The organism is Nonomuraea solani (assembly GCF_900108335.1).
Taxonomy (GTDB): Bacteria; Actinomycetota; Actinomycetes; order Streptosporangiales; family Streptosporangiaceae; genus Nonomuraea; species Nonomuraea solani.
In genome coordinates this window covers 245743-264269 of record NZ_FNVT01000006.1, presented here as the reverse complement: position 1 = coordinate 264269, position 18527 = coordinate 245743, and the positions used below count along the sequence as shown (strand labels likewise).

Annotated in this window: 12 protein-coding genes; 6 read left to right on the top strand and 6 right to left on the bottom strand. The window is 69.2% G+C overall.

Features of this window, described 5'->3' with window-relative positions; all coding sequences use genetic code 11:
• The first annotated feature begins 42 nt into the window (after positions 1–42).
• The 3 genes from C4V41_RS24030 (at position 43) to C4V41_RS24020 (ending at position 7314) form a co-directional block, all read left to right on the top strand.
• Complete coding sequence (locus C4V41_RS24030; RefSeq protein WP_235030345.1) at positions 43–939, top strand: hypothetical protein; 897 nt, start codon at positions 43–45, stop codon at positions 937–939.
• A 120-nt stretch (positions 940–1059) separates the two neighbouring features.
• The gene (locus C4V41_RS24025; RefSeq protein ID WP_103958168.1) at positions 1060–1908 is read left to right on the top strand and encodes a phosphotransferase; all 849 of its coding nucleotides are present in this window, start codon (positions 1060–1062) and stop codon (positions 1906–1908) included.
• A gap of 99 nt (positions 1909–2007) precedes the next feature.
• The gene (locus C4V41_RS24020) at positions 2008–7314 is read left to right on the top strand and encodes a LamG-like jellyroll fold domain-containing protein (RefSeq protein WP_103958167.1); all 5307 of its coding nucleotides are present in this window, start codon (positions 2008–2010) and stop codon (positions 7312–7314) included.
• A 205-nt stretch (positions 7315–7519) separates the two neighbouring features.
• On the opposite strand, the gene C4V41_RS24015 is transcribed toward C4V41_RS24020, so the two are convergent.
• Together C4V41_RS24015 and C4V41_RS24010 are read right to left on the bottom strand one after the other, a co-directional pair.
• Positions 7520–8341, bottom strand: a complete 822-nt coding sequence (locus C4V41_RS24015; protein WP_103958166.1) for an NAD(P)H-binding protein — start codon at positions 8339–8341, stop codon at positions 7520–7522.
• Between the two features lie 43 nt (positions 8342–8384).
• Entirely contained in the window at positions 8385–9329 is a 945-nt protein-coding gene (locus C4V41_RS24010) for a hypothetical protein (protein ID WP_146103758.1), read from the bottom strand.
• Between the two features lie 184 nt (positions 9330–9513).
• Between C4V41_RS24010 and C4V41_RS24005 the strand changes: the two genes are divergently transcribed.
• Positions 9514–10572: a LacI family DNA-binding transcriptional regulator gene (locus C4V41_RS24005; RefSeq protein ID WP_103958164.1), complete on the top strand. Its 1059-nt coding sequence runs from the start codon at positions 9514–9516 to the stop codon at positions 10570–10572.
• Positions 10573–10577: 5 nt separating this feature from the next.
• Here C4V41_RS24005 and C4V41_RS24000 read toward each other — a convergent pair whose 3' ends face one another.
• The 4 genes from C4V41_RS24000 to C4V41_RS23985 form a co-directional block, all read right to left on the bottom strand.
• Positions 10578–12401 carry a glycoside hydrolase family 127 protein gene (locus C4V41_RS24000; protein ID WP_103958163.1) on the bottom strand — a complete coding sequence of 608 codons (1824 nt, stop codon included), beginning with the start codon at positions 12399–12401 and terminating at the stop codon, positions 10578–10580.
• On the bottom strand, positions 12398–13174 hold the full coding sequence (locus C4V41_RS23995) for a carbohydrate ABC transporter permease (RefSeq protein ID WP_103958386.1): 777 nt from the start codon (positions 13172–13174) through the stop codon (positions 12398–12400). Before C4V41_RS23995 ends, C4V41_RS24000 begins: the two co-directional genes overlap by 4 nt.
• A gap of 53 nt (positions 13175–13227) precedes the next feature.
• Positions 13228–14106 carry a carbohydrate ABC transporter permease gene (locus C4V41_RS23990; protein ID WP_103958162.1) on the bottom strand — a complete coding sequence of 293 codons (879 nt, stop codon included), beginning with the start codon at positions 14104–14106 and terminating at the stop codon, positions 13228–13230.
• Between the two features lie 76 nt (positions 14107–14182).
• Positions 14183–15502 carry an ABC transporter substrate-binding protein gene (locus tag C4V41_RS23985; RefSeq protein ID WP_103958161.1) on the bottom strand — a complete coding sequence of 440 codons (1320 nt, stop codon included), beginning with the start codon at positions 15500–15502 and terminating at the stop codon, positions 14183–14185.
• Between the two features lie 578 nt (positions 15503–16080).
• Between C4V41_RS23985 and C4V41_RS23980 the strand changes: the two genes are divergently transcribed.
• Entirely contained in the window at positions 16081–17262 is a 1182-nt protein-coding gene (locus C4V41_RS23980; RefSeq protein WP_103958160.1) for an aldose epimerase family protein, read from the top strand.
• 27 nt (positions 17263–17289) lie between these two features.
• Positions 17290–18453: a sugar ABC transporter substrate-binding protein gene (locus C4V41_RS23975; RefSeq protein WP_103958159.1), complete on the top strand. Its 1164-nt coding sequence runs from the start codon at positions 17290–17292 to the stop codon at positions 18451–18453.
• Positions 18454–18527: the final 74 nt, after the last annotated feature.

Sequence of the window (18527 nt, the reverse complement as noted above, 5' to 3'; positions counted from 1 at the left end):
GGGCGCACAGTCGAGGCACGATCGACCGGCTCAGGAGGATGGATGAACGGAAAGGGCGCATTTGATGCCCGTACAAAGCTCACGGTAAGACGCCTCTTATCCACTGGCCTCGCGGTATTCGCCGCCGCATTCCTCATCGCCCCGCCCGCGGCGGCCCTGGCGCCGCCGACGCCGCGGGAATTCGTGTCGAATCTCGACCTGGAGTGCTTCAGGACCACCCCGTACCAGCCGCCGGCCATCGGGCTGCTGGTACGCCACATCAACCCCGTGCTCGCCAACCAGCCGCCTGTGCAGCTCACGCTCGGCCCGCGTGAGCAGTTGTGCGTCCCGGTGGCCAAGAACAACGTCATCCCGCCGCCGGGCGTGCTCGACTACGTCAGGTTCGTCGACCTGTCGTGCTACCGGGTGGCCGGGCCCGCGATCAACCAGAACATCGGGCTGCGCCACCTCAACCCGGTGCTGCAGAACCAGCCCGGCATCGGCGTCACGCTGACCGTGCCGCAGCAGTTGTGCGTGCCGGTCATCAAGAACGGCGTGATCCCGCCCGCGGACGTCGTACGCGTCGTCCGGCACATCGACCTGCTGTGCTACGCGCACACGCCGAACCCGGGCATCGCCTTCCCACTGACCCTCACCCAGCTCAACCCGGTGCTGACCGGCCAGATCCCCGTCAGGTCCATCCGGGTCACCAACGCCCGCCAGCTCTGCGTGCCCGTGCAGAAGGCCGGTGACGACATCCCGCCGGACGTGTTCAACATCGTCCGCTGGGTCGACCTGGAGAAGTTCGACATCGCCGGCCCGGCCATCGCCCCGGTGACGCTGAACCTGCGGCACATCAACCCCGTACTGGGCAACCTGCCGCCTGAGCAGCTCCAGCTCACCGCCTCCCTGCAACTGGCCGTTCCCGTGGCCAAGAACGGGATCGTGCCGCCCGGCTGACCCATGTCCGTGACCGGGCCGGGGGACGTGACCGGCCCGGTCATGAAATGAGTTCTTCGACTCCGAATGAAGGCGTAAGATCGTGGCTTTGCCCGCGCCTCCTCCACCTCCGGGGAAGAAATGAACTCTCCCATTTATGTTGAATCGGCCGAGCCTCATCCCGAAATCCCGCTCGTCGGCGGCGACGTCACCGAAGGGGTCGTCCGGGTCGGTGACACCGTGCGCCGGCCGGTCGGCCCCAACGCGCCTTTCGTGCACGCGCTGCTGCGCCATCTGGCGGAAATCGAATTCGACGGCGCTCCGCGATTTCTCGGCATCGACGCGGCCGGGCGCGAGGTGCTGACCTTCGTTCCCGGAGAGGTCGCGGGGCGGCCGCGGCCGGCGTGGGTCGCCGACGAGGAGCGGCTTGCCTCCGTCGGGCGTCTCGTGCGCGCCTACGACGACGCCGTCGCGGGTTTCGTCCCGCCCGAAAGGGTGCGGTCCGGCTTCGGGCTCGTGGAGCGGCCGGACACGCCGCCCGCGCCGCCGTACCCGCCGGAATTGGTCGGGCACCTTGACTACACGCCGGACAACATCGTGTTCCGGGACGGCCAGGCGGCCGCGCTGATCGATTTCGACCTTGCCAGGCCGGCCACCCGGGTGGAAGAGATCATGAACGCGATGTTGTATTGGGCGCCGCTGGGCGACCCGGCGGACGCCGACCCGCCGCTGCGGGACGTCGACGCGCCGCGCCGCTGCCGGATCCTCGCCGACGCCTACGGGATGTCGGACGTCGACCGCTCCCGGCTCGTCGAGGTGGCCGTCATGCGGACCCGGCGGGCCTGGTTCTCGATGAAGCAGATCGCCGAGGAGAAGGGCGGCGGCTGGGCGCGCATGTGGGACGAGGGCGTCGGCGACGAGATCAAGCGGCGCGAAGCCTGGCTGGACCGTAACGGCGCGGCCATCGAGGCGGCGCTGACCGCCCCCTGACCGATCAAGATCGCGACAATGTGGAGACAGGCTCCACAGCGCCGTCCTCCATGCTCATGAGGCTGTCCCTGGCCCCGCCAGGGATCTCCCCTCATCTGTATGGAGGAATGGGTGCCCCTCGACCCCTCGAATCCCGGCGGCTTATCGCGGCGCGGGAACGGCCGTCCCGTCTGGGCCGCTCTGGCCGGCGTCGCCGCGCTGACCACGTCCATTCTCGTCGCGCTGCCCGCCGGCGCCGACCCCGCCCAGCCCTCGATTACGGCCCCTTCGGTCACGACCTTCCCCAAGCCGGAGGACCCGGACGCGCCCCTGCGTGCCGCCGTGGCCCTGGCCAGGGAGAAGGGCGCCGCCGTCCCTGTGGAGTCCGCCTATACGGAGACCTCGCGCACGTGGGCCTATCCCGACGGGCACCTCACGACCCAGTCCTACGGAGGGCCCGCGCAGGTCAGGCGGGACGACGGCTCGTGGGCGTGGATCGACACCGCGCTGACCGAGCGCGACGGCGTGCTCAGGCCCAAGGTGGGCCTGGCCGACGTGCGATTCTCCCTGGGCGGTGATGGGCCGTTCGCGTCGATGCGGCGCGGGACCAAGCGGAACGTGGCGCTGTCCTGGGCCACGGATCTGCCCCGGCCGCAGGTCAACGGCAACGTGGCCACCTACCGCGACGCCGCCGGGCAGGGGGCCGATCTCGTCGTGACCGCCCTGCCCACCGGGTTCCGGCACGACGTGGTGCTGCGCGAGCGGCCCGCCGGCCCGGTGGAGTACCGCATCCCCGTCGCCACCGGCGGGCTCGACCTGGCGATGGCCAAGGGCGGCGGCCTGAAGCTGACGGACGACGCCGGCCGGACCGTGCTCTCGGCGCCCACGCCGCGCATGTGGGACGCCGGGGGCGGCCGCGAGACGAACGTCGCCGCCCAGGTGAAGCCCGACGGCGACGGCGCGGTGCTGGTGCTCAGGCCGGACACCGGGTGGCTGGCCGACCCCGCGACCACGTACCCGGTCACCGTCGATCCCACCACCACGCTGGGCATCACCCAGGAGACCGGCGTCCGGTCGCCGACGATGCAGTCGTCGCCGGGGTACGTCGGCCGGTCGAACTCCACGAGCGGGGACACGCTGAACCGGGCGCTGATGGCGTTCGACACCTCCTCGATCGCCGGACGCCAGGTGGTCAGGTCCGCGATGCAGCTCATGCTGCGCCAGGACGTCGGCAACTGCAGCGAGTTCCAGGGGATCGTCGCCCAGCGCGTCACCAAGGCGTGGGTGGCCGACGACACCTACTGGGGCAACCAGCCCGCCACCACGTCCGAGGGACGCTCCTCGATCGACCCGTGCTCCCTCCCTGGCACGGAAGGGGCCGTCTGGAGCTGGGACCTGACCGCGATGACCCGCCAGTGGGCCACCGGCACCGCGAACCACGGCCTGAAGCTCAGCCTGTCAGCCGAGAGCCCGGTGCCCACGTGGTTCAGCGAGTCGTTCGCGTTCTGGCCGCAACTGTTCGGGCAGAACGTGCCCAAGCTGAGCGTGGACTGGGTGCTCCCGCCGGAGATCCCCACGGTGAGCGCCGAGTCGATCGACTCGATCACCGGTAATGACGCCATCGCCCGCAGTACGAACGTGAAGGTGACGTACAGGTCGGCCGTTCCCGAGACCGCGAACCTGGACTACACCGTCACGGTCAACGACTCGACCATGGCTCCGCCGGCCGCGCAGCTCCCGTCGGGTGAGGCGGCGTACTGGAAACTGGACGAGACCACCGGCAAGACCGCGGCCGACTCCTCCGGCAAGAACCTGCCCGCGACGCTGTCCGGCACCTACGGCCGCGAGGCCGGTCAGCTCGGGCAGGCGGTGAAGTTCTCCGGCGCCGGGTACGCCGCCACCGCCAAGCCGGTGCTCAACACCAACCAGAGCTACACGGTGACGACCTGGGTGCGGCTGGACAAGAGCACCGAGCCGCAGACCGTGCTGTCGCAGATGGGCGTCAACCAGCCCGGCTTCACGCTGCGCTACGAGACCTCCACGGCGCCCGAGTTCGACCAGCGCTGGTGGTTCGCCACCGCGGAGAACGACTCGGCCACCGAGATCCGCGAGGTGCCGATCCAGTCCAAGAAGCTCGCCAAGATCGGCGAGTGGACGCACGTGGCGGTCCAGTACGACGCGAGCGCCCACATGATCAGGCTGTACGTGGACGGCGTGCTGTCGTCGGAACGCGCGTTCACGGCCGCCTGGAACGCCCGCGGCGCCTTCGAGCTCGGCCGCGCCCGGATCGAGGCCGCGAACCTCAGCGGGGCGGTGGACGACGTCCACGCCTACCAGCGGGCGCTCACGGCCGAGGAGATCCGCGCCCTGGTCGGCGTGCCCGGCACCACCACGCACAACGGCATCCCCTCCGGGCAGGCGCTGGACAAGGTGTTCACGCTGGACAACCCGGCCAGCTTCACGTTCGTGGTGAAGGCGTGCCGCACCGGCCTCACGCCGCCGTCCTGCAACGAGAGCCCGGCGTACCGGATCACCTCGGACGCGCCCATGCTCCCGTCCGGCACCGAGACCGGGCTGGCCGACCCGACGCAGCCGATCCTGTCGGGCATGGTGAACCGCCCGTCGGGCGGCCCCGTTACGGCCAAGTACTACCTGTACGACGATCGCAACCTGCCGGTCGGCTCGGCTCCGCTGGGCACGCTCACGGCCGGTGGCGGGGAACGGGCCTCGTTCCAGGTGCCGGCCGGCACCGTTCAGGCGGGGCGTACGTACAAGTGGCACATGGTGGCGTGCGCCACCGGATCAGGCGGAACCACCACCCCGACCCCGACACCCACGCCGACCCCGACCCCGACCCCGACTCCCACCCCCACGCCGGAAACGGGCCGGTACGAGGGTGAGGCCGGTGTCCTGGACGGCTTCGCCAAGACGACCGGCGTGCCCGCCGAGACCTCCGGCGACGCCGCCGTGTGGAGCGACTTCCCCGACGACAGCGTCACCTGGACCGTCAACGCCGCCGCCGCGGGCAGCGCGAGGCTCCGGCTCCGGTACATGAGCGAGCTGGCCTCCAGCTCGATCAGGCTCACCGTCAACGGGACCGCGACCACGCACACCCTCGCCGAGGCCGCCGGCTGGGCCGACTTCGGCACCACCGTGACCCTGAAGGCGGGCGCCAACACCGTCAAAATCGACATCGCCGACACATGGTTCGGGCTGTCCGTCGACTACCTGGAGGTCCAGCAGGGCACCCCGTCGGTCGCGGCGCGGGCGGCGGACGGCCTCGACGAGGTCTGCACCCCCAAGACCGCGGCCGTCGCCTTCACCACCCCGGGCACGGCCCCCGAGCCCGGCCCCGAGGCGGACGTCCAGAACTTCACGCTGGGCAAGGACGACATCCTCATCAAGACCGCCAAGACCGACCCGGCCGCCTGCGACGGCTCGCCGTGCCCGGTGACCGACGCGACCGTCATGCGGATCGGCGGCACCGGCACGGACAAGACGGTCACGGCCATCGGTTTCCGGCTGGACGAGCTGCCCGACGGCGCGCCCGTCCTGGGAGGCGTGCTCAAGCTCGGCACCCCGGTCTGCCCGGCGGGCGCCTGCCCGGCCGACGCCGTCATCACGGCCACGCCGCTCAAGAGCCCCGTGACCGGCGAGTCGAAGGGGCCGGACCTGGCCGGTGACGCCGACGCGGGCGCCGACCCGTACCCGCTGCCGCTCACCGCCCCGGAGGCCGATCTCGGCGGGCGCGTGTACCAGTGGTTCCTCCTCACCTCCGGCAAGGACGAGGTCATCACGTTCGCCGACCCGGCGGCGGCCGTACAGCCGTCACTGGCTCTCACCTACCAGCCCGCGGGGCCGCCCTCCAACGTGGTCAACCTCGCCGCGTCCGGCGGGGACGCCAGCGTGCTGGCGAGCTGGGGCCTGCCCGAGTCCAACGGCAGCACCGCCATCCTCGACGGCTACGACGTCGAGGTGCTGGACGACGGCGGCACGTCGCTGAAGACGCTGGAGGTGCAGGAGCCGTGGGCGGCGATCGGCGAGCTCACCAACGGTCAGACCTACACCGTCAAGGTACGGGCCAAGACCGCCCTGGGGACGAGCGAATGGGAGAGCGCCACCGCCACGCCCAAGGCGGTGCCCCCGCCGCCGGACCCGAACGCGCCCTGCATCCCGTTCCTCGATACCCCGCCGGCGACGGGCAGCGCGCGGGCGGCGAGCGCGTCGGGCGGACAGACCTACCTCGACCGGGTCAAGTCCTACTACCAGGCGCAGGACGCCGTACTGGAGGGAAGGGCGGCCACCATCTGGGACGCGCCCGGCGTGACCCCGAGAGCCCCGAGCACCGCCAAGCTCTCGCTGCTGAACGCCGCGCTGGTGAGCCGGCGTGAGTCGATGCGGCAGGAGGGCGTCACGCGGAGCGGCTCGGCCGTCGAGCTGTCCGGGTCGGCCGTCGAGGCCATGCCGGACGGAGGCGTCCGCGTCACCGTCCAGGTCAAGCGCTCCTGGATCGAGCAGACCCCCGACGCGGGCCTGGTGGGCACGGCCGGGCAGGTCGAGCCGAGCGAGTTCCTGATCTCGGTGCACGCCTTCGACCGCTGCGGCAACATGACGGTCATCCAGGTGCCGGTCGAGACCAACGAGGACGAATCAGACCTCATCTCGACGGACGGCGAGCAGTACATCACCGATCGGATCGCCGGCACCCCCTCGGCGGCACCGCGCGGGACGACGGCGCAGGCCGACCCGTGCAGCCCCAGCGTCGCCCCCTGGGCCTATTTGGCAGGCCCGTCGAAGGTGACCCAGCGGTATGTCAAGGGGACCCTTTTCGAGGTGGTCCACAAGGCGAAGTGGCGGGAGTGCGATCCGCGCGACAAAACCGAATGGAACGTCAACAAGATCGGCGCCGTCTCCACGCTCTACATCAGCCCGTGGTTCATCAGCCCGCAGAAGAAGGTGAACAACAAGTGGGTGATCGACAGCAAGATCCGCAAGGCGCACAACTATCTCCTGCTGAACTCCAGCGTGGACGTCAAGGCGCAACCGTGCTTCCACATGGATTCGACCTCGGCCCAGGCCAGTCTGGAGGTGGGCGGAGGATGGAGCAAGGACGGCATGTCCTACTCCGGGGCCCACGGCGTGACCGTGTCGAAGGGCGCCTCGAAGGAATGCGGTGAAACGCTGCAGGTGACCGGAAGGCCGCTCAAGAAGATTCCCACGCTCTACAGCAATGTGGCCTTCCGCTCCTCCATGTGGGCGAGCAACAACGGGGCGATCGGAACCTGCTTCGTCACGGCGGGATATTGGTGCAGCCTGGTGCGCTACCGGCAGACCACCTCGGGTGCGTTCCGCTACGTCCGTAAGAACAGCGTCTCCTACAAGACCAACGGTCCCACCGCCGTCTGGAGCGACTACAGAGGCTGGTAGAAACGGGCCCGCGAGCCCTCTGGCGGGGGTTCGCGGGCCGTCATGTCAGGCGGTCGCTGAAGCGGGCGGCCTCGACGACTACGAGGCCGCGTGCGCGTCGTCCAGGTGGCACCTCGACGAGATCGACCAGGTGCCGCTGTTGCTGGACGTGTTCGCCCGGGCCGGCGCCGCCTGCCGATCCGCCACCAAAGAGCCGCGCCCGGCCTCACACCCGCCAGTCGGTGGCGGCGGCGTAGTGGCCGAAGTCGCGGGGCTCGCGGCCCAGGGCACGCTGGACGCCGTCGGACAGCTCCTCGTTGCGGCCGGCCGCGATCCAGCCGAACAGCGTGATCGTCAGCTCGGCGTCGTCTCCCGCGATGCCCCGCCCGGCCAGGTGCTCGGCGTACTCCTCCGCCGAGACGGGGACGTAGGCGATGTCGCGGCCGGCCGCCTGGGCGATCTCCCCGACCGCCGCGCCGAAGGACAGCAGGCGCGGGCCGGACAGTTCGTAGATCTCGCCGGCGTGGCCGTCTCGTACGAGGGTGGCCGCCGCGACCTCGGCGATGTCGTCGGCGTGCACGAACGGCTCGCGTCCTTGCCCCGTGGGCAGCCTGACCTCGCCGGCGGCCACGGGATCGCTGAGCAGCGGGTCCTCGCTGAAGTTCTGGGCGAACCAGGTCGCCCGCAGGATCGTCCACTCCGCGCCGGACTCCCGCAGCGCCCGCTCCGTGGCGAGCGCCGCGTCGCCGCCGGAGCGCGACCAGTCGCGGGACGACAGCAACACCAGCCGCCGCACGCCTTCGGCGAGCGCGAGTTCGCTGAAGGCGCGCACCTGGGCCGGGGCGTCGTCGCTCTGGGAGTCCACGATGTACGCGGCCGCCGCCCCGCGTACGGCCGCCGCCCAGGTGCCGGGGTCGTACCAGTCGAAGGGCGCCGGGCTTCGCCGGGAGGCCGCGCGGACCTCGTGGCCGTCCTGCCGCAGCCGGGCGGCGACGCGCCGTCCCGTCTTGCCGGTCGCCCCCACGACCAGAATGGGCGCTGCCGCCATGGGTCGCTCCTCTCGAAGGCCGTTTCCGATCAGCGTAGGAGCCCTATTTCGCGAGAGTGCCGCACTCGAAGCCCTTCTCGCGCTCAGGGGACCACATCTGGACCTCGGACAGGATCGTGCTCTCGGAGAACTTGCGGAACGTCTGCCCCTTGTCGCAGTCGTAGATGGCGTACCCGCCCTCGTGCTCGCCGAGCACCATCATCCAGCGGCTGTCGTAGAGCGGCTTGCCGCCGCTGTCCTGGAGCTTCGCCCACTGCGTCTGGAAGCCGACGGCGTCCATCAGCGCGGTGGACTCGCCCTTCTCCAGCACCGAGATCGCGCCGTACATCATCTGGAGCGTGAGGATGTAGCCGAGCCCGATCCCGGTGAGCGCTCCGACCAGCACCTTCATCCCCGCCCGGCCGATCGCCTTGCGGCGCAGCAGCCGGAAGGGCACGAGATAGGCAAGGATGCCGATCCCGCCCGCGATGAGCACGTCACCGACCTCCACCGTCACCCCCTCGGCGGAGTCGGCGGCGTCCAGGGCGGTCATGAAATACAGGTAACCGAGATAGGACCCGCCCGCCCAGATCGCCGCGAGCGCGGCGACGATCCACGGCTGGCGCCTGATCCCTTGCACCATGCGGCCGATCCAGCCGCGTGTGATCAGGTTCAGCAGCCAGGCGAGGGTGACGAGGACGCCGACGATGATCCCGCCGAAGATCATCAAAGGCAGGAGCGTGCCGAGCAGCCGGCCGAGCAGCACGGACTGGTCGATGCCCGCCTGCTCGGGGGTGATGCCGAAGACCGCGAACATCCCCTGGTAGCCGATGTAGAGCAGTGCGTACAGCGTCACGCCGAGCGGGACGACGACCGCTCCGACCTTTTCCAGCAGGTCGAGCACGCCCTCCTTGTCCTCGTCGTCCTCTGGAGGTCGCGCCTCGGCGGGTGCCGGTAATTCGTCGATTTCCTGACGTGAGGAGTCTGGCGCGTAGGGCTGAAAAGTCATGAGCGGGAGCATAGGGGGAGCACTTGAATGTCGCTATATCGGGGCTTGCGGCAAACCTCGTGATCAGATAGGCGCTACAAACGCGGATATATCAGGAAAAATCTAAGTTACAGGTCGACGTTCGTTTTCCAAGCGAGCGGGGCATGAAATCGTATGCCTGCATCGTGATGCTAATCTTGCCTGGATGTCAGAAGACCCGATGGCCAAGCGGCCCGTGCCCACGATGCGTGACATCGCCGCCGCGGCGGGTGTCTCGCAGAGCACCGTCTCCCGTGTCCTCAGCGGCGTGCCCACCGCCGTGCCCATCGCGCCGGCCACCCGCCAGCGCGTGCTGCGGACGGCGCGGGAGCTGGGCTACCGGCCCAACCCGCTGGCCCGCGGGCTGCGCGGCGCGGCGACCAACCTCATCGGCGCCGTGGTGCGCGACTTCAGCGACCCCTTCTTCGCCGGGGTCATCGAGGCGCTGGTGACCGAGTCGATGGCGCACGGCTACAACGTCGTGCTGGGGCACGTGCCGGGGCGCATGGGCGACGAGGCGGTCTCGCTGACCACCGTGCTGGAGACCCGGCACACCGACGCGGTGGTGCTGCTCGGTGACATGCAGGAGCATCCGCAGCTCCTGGCCGACCTGCGCGACTCGATCGTGCCGGTGGTCGCGCTCTGGCCGGGCACGAGCCCGCGCGAGTTCCCGACCGTCGACGCCGACGACCGGGCCGGCATCCAGGCCGCGCTGAGCCATCTGGTGTCCCTGGGCCACGAGCGGATCGCGTTCGTCAACGCGGAGCTGCCCAACGAATATCGGGCGCGCGAAGAGGCATATCTCGGCTTCATGCGCGATCGGTTCGGCGCGGTGCCGCCGGGCTACGCGCAGCGCAGCCCGAGCACCCTGGCCGGTGGCGACGCCGCGCTGCGGCGCCTGATGGACCGGCCCGACCCGCCCACGGCCGTCGCCGCCTCGACCGACGTGGTGGCCACGGGCGTGCTGCACGCCGCGCACAGCCTGGGCGTGACCGTGCCCGACCGCCTGTCGGTCGTCGGTTTCGACGACATTCTCATCGCGGCCCACACCGTGCCGGCGCTGACCACCATCCGGATGCCGATCTCGGAGATCGTCGGATACGCGGTCACGCAGGCGGTCAGGCTGGCCCGCGAACCGGCCGGTGCCCAGCGCCGGCCGGCTCTTGAGATCTTCAAACCGGCCCTGATCGTGCGCGACTCGACCGCGCCTCTCGCCCCGAACTGAGACGATCAGGCCGGGATCCACACCCGCATCGCCTCCACGCGCCGGTTCGCCCAGGCGAAATAGGGGATCGCGCCGGCCGTGAGGTTCTCGCGGGGTGCCGCGTTCAGGTCGATGACCGGCACGTCCACGCCGATCATCGACGGCTCGATGTCGGGCCGCGGCACCTCCCTGGGGCGGCGGCTGCCGTCCCAGGCCAGGTCCTCCAGCTCGGCCGCGGCCGGCGCGTCCACGGCCTCCAGGCAGTAGACCAGCGGGCCGCGCTCGACGGCCACGCAGCCGCGGATCGCGTCGGCGCGCCGGTCGGGAGAGGTGACCCGGACCACCGGGTCGAGGTCGAGCGTGACACTGTCGCCCGGCCGCCACCGCCGGGCGTGCCGCGCCACGGGGCCGCTGACCGAGCGGCTCCAGGCCGGCACCCGCAACGAGAGCGTCCACGGCCGATTCGGCGTCTCCAGCACGTGCACGGTGACGCGGCCCTGCCACGGATACTCCGTCCGGATCGCCAGCCGGACGTCCCCGATCGTCAGGTCGGCGTCCGCGTACTGGTGGATCTGGATGCCGTCGGTGTCGCTCGTGGCCAGGTAGTGGTGCCAGGAGCTGAGCAGGCGCATGAGGTTGGGCGGGCAGCAGGCGCACGGGTACCAGGGGGCGCGCCGGTGGTGATCGACCGGCTCGGCGGCGCGGTGCGTACGCCGCTGCAGCGGGTTGGTGTAGAAGAACTCCTCGCCGGACAGCGAGATCCCCGACAGCACACCGTTGTACATGGCCCGCTCGATCGCGTCGGCGTACTCGGGCTCGCCGGTGGCGATCAGCAGGCGCCAGGCCAGCATCACGCTCGCGATGGCCGCGCACGTCTCGTTGTACGCGCGGTCAGGAGGCAGCTCGTACGGATCGCCGAACGCCTCGTCGCGGTGCCGGCTGCCGGTCCCGCCGGTCAGGTACGTACGGCTGCGGGCCAGATCACTCCACCGCCGTCGTACGGCCGCCAGCAGCTCCGCGTCACCCAGCTCCACGGCGGCGTCGACCGCGCCGCAGTCCAGATAGAGCTGCCGGACCGCATGCCCGGCCACGGTCGCCGCCTGCCGCACCGGCTCGTGGTCCTGCCAGTAGTGGGCCCCGAAACGCCCAGGCCCGATCAGCCCGTGCCCGCGCAGCCCCAGCATCCGCTCGGCGAGCTTGAGATGGCGCTCCTCATTGGTGACCCGGGCCAGCTCCACGAGCGCCATCTCGATCCCCGGATGCCCGTCGATGCCGGGCCTGCCCCGTGCGCCGAACTCGGCGTCGATGTGGGCCACGGCGCGGGTGGCGCTGGTGAGCAGCCGGTCGTCGCCGAGCCCCCGGTGCCAGGCGACCGCGGCCTGGATCAGGTGCGCCACGCAGTAGAACTCGTGCCCCCAGGCCAGGTCACCATAGGGGACACCGCCCTTGACCACCTGGACGAAGCTGTTGAGATAGCCGTCGGGCCGCTGCGCCGCGGTGACGATCTCGATCGCCTCCTCCGCGGCGGCGGTGAGCGCCGGGTCCGCGCCACGGGCCAGCTCCCAGCCGGCGGCTTCGAGCCACTTGTAGACGTCGGAGTCGAGGAACGGGAAGGTGCTGCCGCCGGTGTCGGCCGCGGCCTCGTACCGGCCCTGCCCGCCGGCGGCCAGCCGCAGGTTGCCCAGCGCGCCGCTCTGCTGGAGCCGGCCGAAGCCGTGCGGGATCGTCTTCTCGCGGTTGACCCGCTGCCGCCGCGCCCAGAAACCGCCGACGATCTCCGCCTTCGCCGGATCGATCGGGGACAGCCGCGATTTCGCCGCGGCGGTCGGCCACACGCTGCCTGCTTTCATTTGATGGCTCCGCTCATGAGACCCGACACGTAATAGCGCTGGAGCAGGAAATAGAAGAGCACGCACGGAATGATGGAAATGGTGATGCCGGCCTGCAGCATGCCCCAGTCCGTGCCGCCGAGGCTGGTCTCCGTCCGCGACGTGGCGAGGATCAGCGGCAGGGTGAAACTGGAGCTGCGGCTCATCATCACCAGCGCGCCGAGGAATTCGTTCCACGAGGTGATGAAGGCGAAGAGCGCGGTGGTGACGATCGCGGGCACGGCCGACGGGATGAAGACCCAGCGCAGCGTCTCCCACGAGGAGGAACCGTCCATGATGGCCGCCTCCTCCAGTTCGGTGGGAACGGCGCTGAAGCTGTTGCGCAGGACGTACAGGCTGAACGGCAGTTGAATCGCGGTGTGCAATATCGCGAGGCCGAGCAGCGAATTGGTCAGGCCGATCTTCGCGAACATCAGGAACATCGGCGTGAGCAGCGCCTGGTAGGGAATGATCAGCGCGAGCAGCAGCACCACGAAGATGACTTCTCTGCCGGGAATGGGGAAACGCGCCAGCCCGTACGCCGCCGGAATGGTCAGCAGCAGTGTGAGCACGATGGCCAGCAGCGCCGTGCCCAGGCTGTTGACGAGATAGACCGGCAGGCCCTCCTGGTAATCCCACAGCCGCGCGTAGCTGTCGAAACCGAGCCCGTGCGGAATGTACGTCGGGGGAGAGGCGGCCGCCTCTTCCGTCGGCTTCACCGAGGCGAGCACCGACATCACCAGCGGCATCAGCATGACCGTGCAGACGGCCACACAGACCGCCGCGCCCAGGTATCTCCCGCGCCCTTTCACTGATGGCTCCTGCGGGTCAGCAGGAGCTGGATCACGGTGAAGACGAGAATGGTGAAGGCCAGAATCATCGACAGCGCCGCTCCGTACCCGAGTTTCAAATAGGGGAAGGAATTCAGGTAGATGTAGAAGACCGAGGTCGCCGTCTCGTTGCCCGGTTGTCCCGCGGTCATGATGTAGAACTGGTCGAAGGCGAGCAGTGAGCCGATCACGCTCACCAGGGTCACCAGCAGGACCGTGCGCAGGGTCAGCGGCAGGATCACCCGGGTGACCCGCTGCCGGTGGCTCGCCCCGTCGACGAGGGCGGCCTCGACCACGTCGGAAGGCACGGCCTGGATCGCGGCGACGAACAGGATCATCCCGAAGCCGATCACCTTCCAGACCACGGAGGCGCTGATCGCGAAGTTCGAGACGCCGGCGTCCACGCCCAGCCACAGCACGGGCTCATCGGCGATTCCCAGATCGGTCAGAGCCCGGTTCACCAGGCCGAAATCGGTGCTGAAAAGCCAGTACCAGAGCAGGCTCGACACTCCGAGGCCGATCACCACCGGAATGAAGACCACCGTACGGGTGACCCGGCGCAGCACGGTGTTCTGGGCGGTCAGCAGCGCCAGCGCATAACCGCCGATGATGAGCACCGGAGTGATGAGCACGGTGTAGAGCAGCGTGAAACGGAAGGAGACCCAGAACTGGGTGTCGTTGAACGCCCGCTCGTAATTCGCCAGCCCGACGAATCGCGGCGGTGACAGCAGCGACCAGTTGTGCAAGGACATCCAGGCCATCTGCACCAGGGGATAGGCGGTGAAGGCGAGCACGAAGAGCAGGGCCGGAGCCAGGTAGGCGAATCCGACCAGGCGGCCGCGCGGGCCATGGCGCATGGCGACTCCTCCTCCTGAACAGGGTGTCCACCGGGCTCATGCGGCCCGCCCGGTGGACACGTCGAGGATCGCGGGATCACGACCGGCCCGCGATGGCCTTCATTTCCCTCTTGGCGTCGGCGATGACGGTGTCGAGGTCGTCGTCGCGGTAATAGGCGCGCTGCAACATCTGCAGCCACGGCCCCTGCGGCGAGTTGATCTGCTCGAAGAACGTCACCGTGTACGGCGTGCGCCCCACCGTGAGCGCCTTGGCCACGTCCTGCACCAGCGGCTCGGCCTGGAAATACTTGTTGTCCACCATGTCGGTGCGCGTGGTGAGGTTGAGCGCCTTGGCATAGACCTCGGTCTGTACCTCGTCGGAGAGCAGGAACTTCATCACGTTGACCGCGTCGTTGACCCGCTTGCTGCCCTTGGGCACCACCACCAGGTCGCCGCCGATGAACGAGGCCGACGAATTCGGCGCCGTTCCCGGCAGCAGGGCGATGCCGAAGTTCATCTTCGGATTCTGCTGGCGCGCCAGCGTGATGTTGAAGTTGCCGGTGCCCATCATGCCGACCTTGCCGGAGCCGAACTGCAGGTGGAACGTCTCGCCGTTCTCCGCGCGGCCGCCTTCGGGCACGTTGCCGGCCTTCACCATGTCGCGCGTGAACTGCAGCACCTGCTTGACGCCGTCGCCGACCAGCGGCTCGTCACCCGGGCCCGCCGCCTCGATGGTCGCGCCCGAGGCCCACATCAGCGGGCCGACGGTGAAGATGTTGCAGCCGGCGCAGTTGCCGGGCAGGTAGTAGCCCTTGACGCCGCCGCCCAGCGCGGTGATCTTGTCGGCGTAGGTCCGCAGCTCCGCCAGGCTCGTGGGCGGCTTGTCCGGGTCGAGCCCGGCCTTGGTGAAGAGATCCTTGTTGTAGAAGAGGGCGGACACGTCCGCGTAGAGGGGCACACCGAAGAGCCGGTTCTCGTAGGTCGCCACCGTCATGTGGCCCTTGCTGGCGGTCTTCAGCTCCGGCCAGTCCTTGGTCTGGTCGGTGATGTCGACCAGTTGCCCTTCCTTCTCGAACTGCGGCGCGTAGATCAGGTCCATGCCCATCAGATCGGGCACGTCGCCCGAGGCGACGCCCTGGGCGATCTTCCCCACCATCTCGGTGTGGGGGATGTAGGTCAGATTGATCTTGCAGTCGGGGTTCTTGGTGTTCCACGCCGCGACCAGCATGTCCACCATCTGCTTGTTGCCGCCCGAGCGCTCCCACATCGTCAGGGCGCCCTTGCCGGCGCAGGTCGTCGTCGCGGCCGGCGCCCGGCCGGCCGCGGGGGGCGGCGGCTCCTCCTGACTGCAGGCGGCGGCCGCGAACAACAGCACCGCCGCGGCCGCACGGACAGGCCACCTGGGATGGGTCCTCATTGGCCAGGCTCCTCTCACTGGAGTGGACCGGGTTGACACGACCCCCTGCTGATGGCAACGTAACCGGCGATGAATACGATTGCATACAATCGTTTTCATTTTGTGATTCAGGAGTCTCCGGCTCGGGTCCGTGCCGGGTCCTGGGGCCCGGTCATGGTCGTCCGGGCTCCAGTGACAACCCGGATATCACGAAACGAATACGAATGGATGCAATCGTATTCACCCTCGGTTATGTTGCCCTTAGCAACGGTGCAGGTCAACATCGGCGCACTCCAGAGGGGGGAGTGCGCCAAGGGGCCGGGTCCCGGTCGGCCTGTTGTGGCGGATTCAGCAGGGTGTTGCTGTTGCCACGCGCATGGCGCACTGTTAACGCAACCACGACCAATCGCCAGGTGACATATGGCCCACAGACCTCTGCGGCGCCTGGGCATCTCCCAGCCACCACCTGCCCGGCAGCGGCCACGTGACGTGAGTGCCGTTCCCGCGCCCTCGTCCGGACACCTGGCCTGGGTCGTTTCGCGACTTTTCCCCGACGTAGATCAGCGACGTAGATCAGCGCATTCGAAGGGAGATCGTCCATGCCCAGTAGCAGCACCCTCACCCGAAACAGACTCGCCATCGCCTTCAGGGTCGTCCTCGTGGCCGTGGTCGCCCTGGCGCTGAGCCTGGTGGCCGCGTCTCCGGCGGAGGCCGACAGCGGCCGGCCGGGCATCACGAAGAAGCACTTCGGGACCCTGTCCGGCGGCAAGAAGATCGACATCTACACGCTGCGGAACTCGAACGGGATGCGGGTGAAGATCCTCACCTACGGCGGCATCCTGCAGTCGATCGAGGTCCCCGACAGCCGGGGCAGGTTGGCCAACGTGACACTCGGGTTCGACAACTTATCCGACTATGTCGCGAAAAGTCCGTACTTCGGGTGCATAACCGGCCGGTACGCCAACCGGATCGCCAAGGGCCGGTTCACCCTCGACGGCAAGACGTACCGGCTGGCCACCAATGACGGCCCCAACCACCTGCACGGCGGCACCAAGGGCTTCGACAAGAAGGTCTGGCGGGCCGACCCGTTCCGTCGGGGCGGCAGCGTCGGGCTCGTGCTCACCTACACCAGCCGGAACGGCGAGGAGGGCTACCCGGGGACGCTGCGCACCAGGGTCGTCTACACGCTGACCAGCGACAACCGGATCCGGATGGACTACCGGGCCACCACCAGCAGGCCCACGGTAGTCAACCTCACCAACCACGCCTACTTCAACCTGCGCGGTGAGGGCAACGGCCGGATCCTCGGCCACGAGCTGCAGATCAACGCCTCCCGTTACACGCCGGTCGACACGACGCTCATCCCCACCGGGAGGATCGCCCGGCTGGGCGGGACGCCGCTGGACTTCCGCGAGCCCACCGCCATCGGTGACCGCATCAACAGCAACAACACCCAGATCACGCGCGGCGGCGGGTACGACCACAACTACGTGCTCGACGGCCGCGGACTGCGGACGGCGGCCACGGTCGTCGAGCCGGACAGCGGGCGCGTGCTCAAGGTCATCACCGACCAGCCCGGCCTGCAGTTCTACTCGGGGAACTTCCTGGACAACACGCTGCGCGGCACCAGCGGCCGCCTCTACCCGAAGCGGTCCGGCTTCGCCCTGGAGTCGCAGCACTTCCCGGACTCGCCCAACCAGGCGAACTTCCCCTCGACCGTCCTGCGGCCCGGTGACGTCTACCGGACCACGACGATCTACGCCTTCTCCACAACATCCTGACAAAACCACTGTGTCCTGAGGCGGATCATGAAAGACATCCATCCGAAGGTCGAGGAGGCCCTCGACACACTCAACCTGAACCGCGTCGCGCGTCGCCGCCTCCTCACCGGGGCGGGCCTCGTCAGCGCCTCGGCCGCCGCGACCGCGCTGCTCAGCGCGTGCACCAGCGACTCGGGCACCAACAACAGGCCCGCCGCCTCGGGTGGCACCGCGGCGGCGGGCGGGGCGGGCGACTTCCCGGCCACGCCGAAGTGGAAGTTCGTGATGGTCTGCCACGTCACGACGAACCCGTTCTTCACCCCCACCCAGTACGGCGCCCAGGACGCGTGCGCGCTGCTCGGCACCGAGTTCCAGTGGACCGGGTCGAAGGACTCGATCGTGGCCGAGATGGTCAACGCGACCAACACCGCCATCTCGGCCAAGGCCGACGGACTGGCGGTGGCCGTGGTGGACAAGGCCGCCTTCCGCCAGCCGGTCAGCAAGGCGCTCGACGCGGGCATCCCGGTGGTGTCGTACAACGCCGACGGTGCCCGCGACGACAAGGGAACGGCGCGGCTGGCGTACATCGGGCAGGGGCTCTACGAGTCCGGGTACGCGCTCGGCCAGCGGGCCCTGGAGCAGGTGGACTCCGGTGATGTGGTGGGGTTCATCGCCACCCCGGGCGCGCTGAACATCCAGCCGCGCATCGACGGCGCCGCGCAGGCGATCAAGGACTCGGGCAAGTCGATCAAGTTCGAGTCCATCGGCACGAACGCCGACATCACCAAGGGGCTGTCGATCATCGACGCCTACGCCCAGGGCCACCCCAACCTGGCCGGGATGCTCGCCGTCGACGCCGGGTCCACGCAGTCGATCGGGCAGGTGGTCAAGAAGTACAACATGCGCTCGAAGGGGCTCAAGGTGGCCGGCGGCTTCGACCTGGTGCCGGAGACGCTGGCGGCGATCAAGGCCGGTGATCTCGACTACACCATCGACCAGCAGCCCTACCTGCAGGGATTCCTGCCGGTCGTCTACCTGTATCTGTACAAGCTCTCCGGCGGGCTGCTGTTCCCGTCGGAGACCAACACCGGTCTGCTCTTCGTGACCAAGGACAACGTGGGGCCGTACCAGACCACGAAGACCCGCTTCGAGGGCTCGGACACCGCCCAGAAGATGGTCGAACGGTCCGGGGCCATCGGCCACGCCTCCTGAACAGCACAAAGACGTACGGCTTGCGTCCGGCGCAGGCGCGTGACGCAAGCCGTACCACCACTCATGCAGCCCAT

Coding starts and splice junctions, on each gene's coding strand:
- C4V41_RS24025 (WP_103958168.1), top strand. CDS start 1,060: ATGAACTCTCCCATTTATGTTGAATCGGCCGAGCCTCATCCCGAAATC.
- C4V41_RS23980 (WP_103958160.1), top strand. CDS start 16,081: ATGCCCAGTAGCAGCACCCTCACCCGAAACAGACTCGCCATCGCCTTC.
- C4V41_RS24000 (WP_103958163.1), bottom strand. CDS start 12,401: ATGAAAGCAGGCAGCGTGTGGCCGACCGCCGCGGCGAAATCGCGGCTG.
- C4V41_RS23975 (WP_103958159.1), top strand. CDS start 17,290: ATGAAAGACATCCATCCGAAGGTCGAGGAGGCCCTCGACACACTCAAC.
- C4V41_RS24020 (WP_103958167.1), top strand. CDS start 2,008: ATGGAGGAATGGGTGCCCCTCGACCCCTCGAATCCCGGCGGCTTATCG.
- C4V41_RS23985 (WP_103958161.1), bottom strand. CDS start 15,502: ATGAGGACCCATCCCAGGTGGCCTGTCCGTGCGGCCGCGGCGGTGCTG.
- C4V41_RS23995 (WP_103958386.1), bottom strand. CDS start 13,174: ATGCTGATGCCGCTGGTGATGTCGGTGCTCGCCTCGGTGAAGCCGACG.
- C4V41_RS23990 (WP_103958162.1), bottom strand. CDS start 14,106: ATGCGCCATGGCCCGCGCGGCCGCCTGGTCGGATTCGCCTACCTGGCT.
- C4V41_RS24010 (WP_146103758.1), bottom strand. CDS start 9,329: ATGACTTTTCAGCCCTACGCGCCAGACTCCTCACGTCAGGAAATCGAC.
- C4V41_RS24005 (WP_103958164.1), top strand. CDS start 9,514: ATGTCAGAAGACCCGATGGCCAAGCGGCCCGTGCCCACGATGCGTGAC.
- C4V41_RS24030 (WP_235030345.1), top strand. CDS start 43: ATGAACGGAAAGGGCGCATTTGATGCCCGTACAAAGCTCACGGTAAGA.
- C4V41_RS24015 (WP_103958166.1), bottom strand. CDS start 8,341: ATGGCGGCAGCGCCCATTCTGGTCGTGGGGGCGACCGGCAAGACGGGA.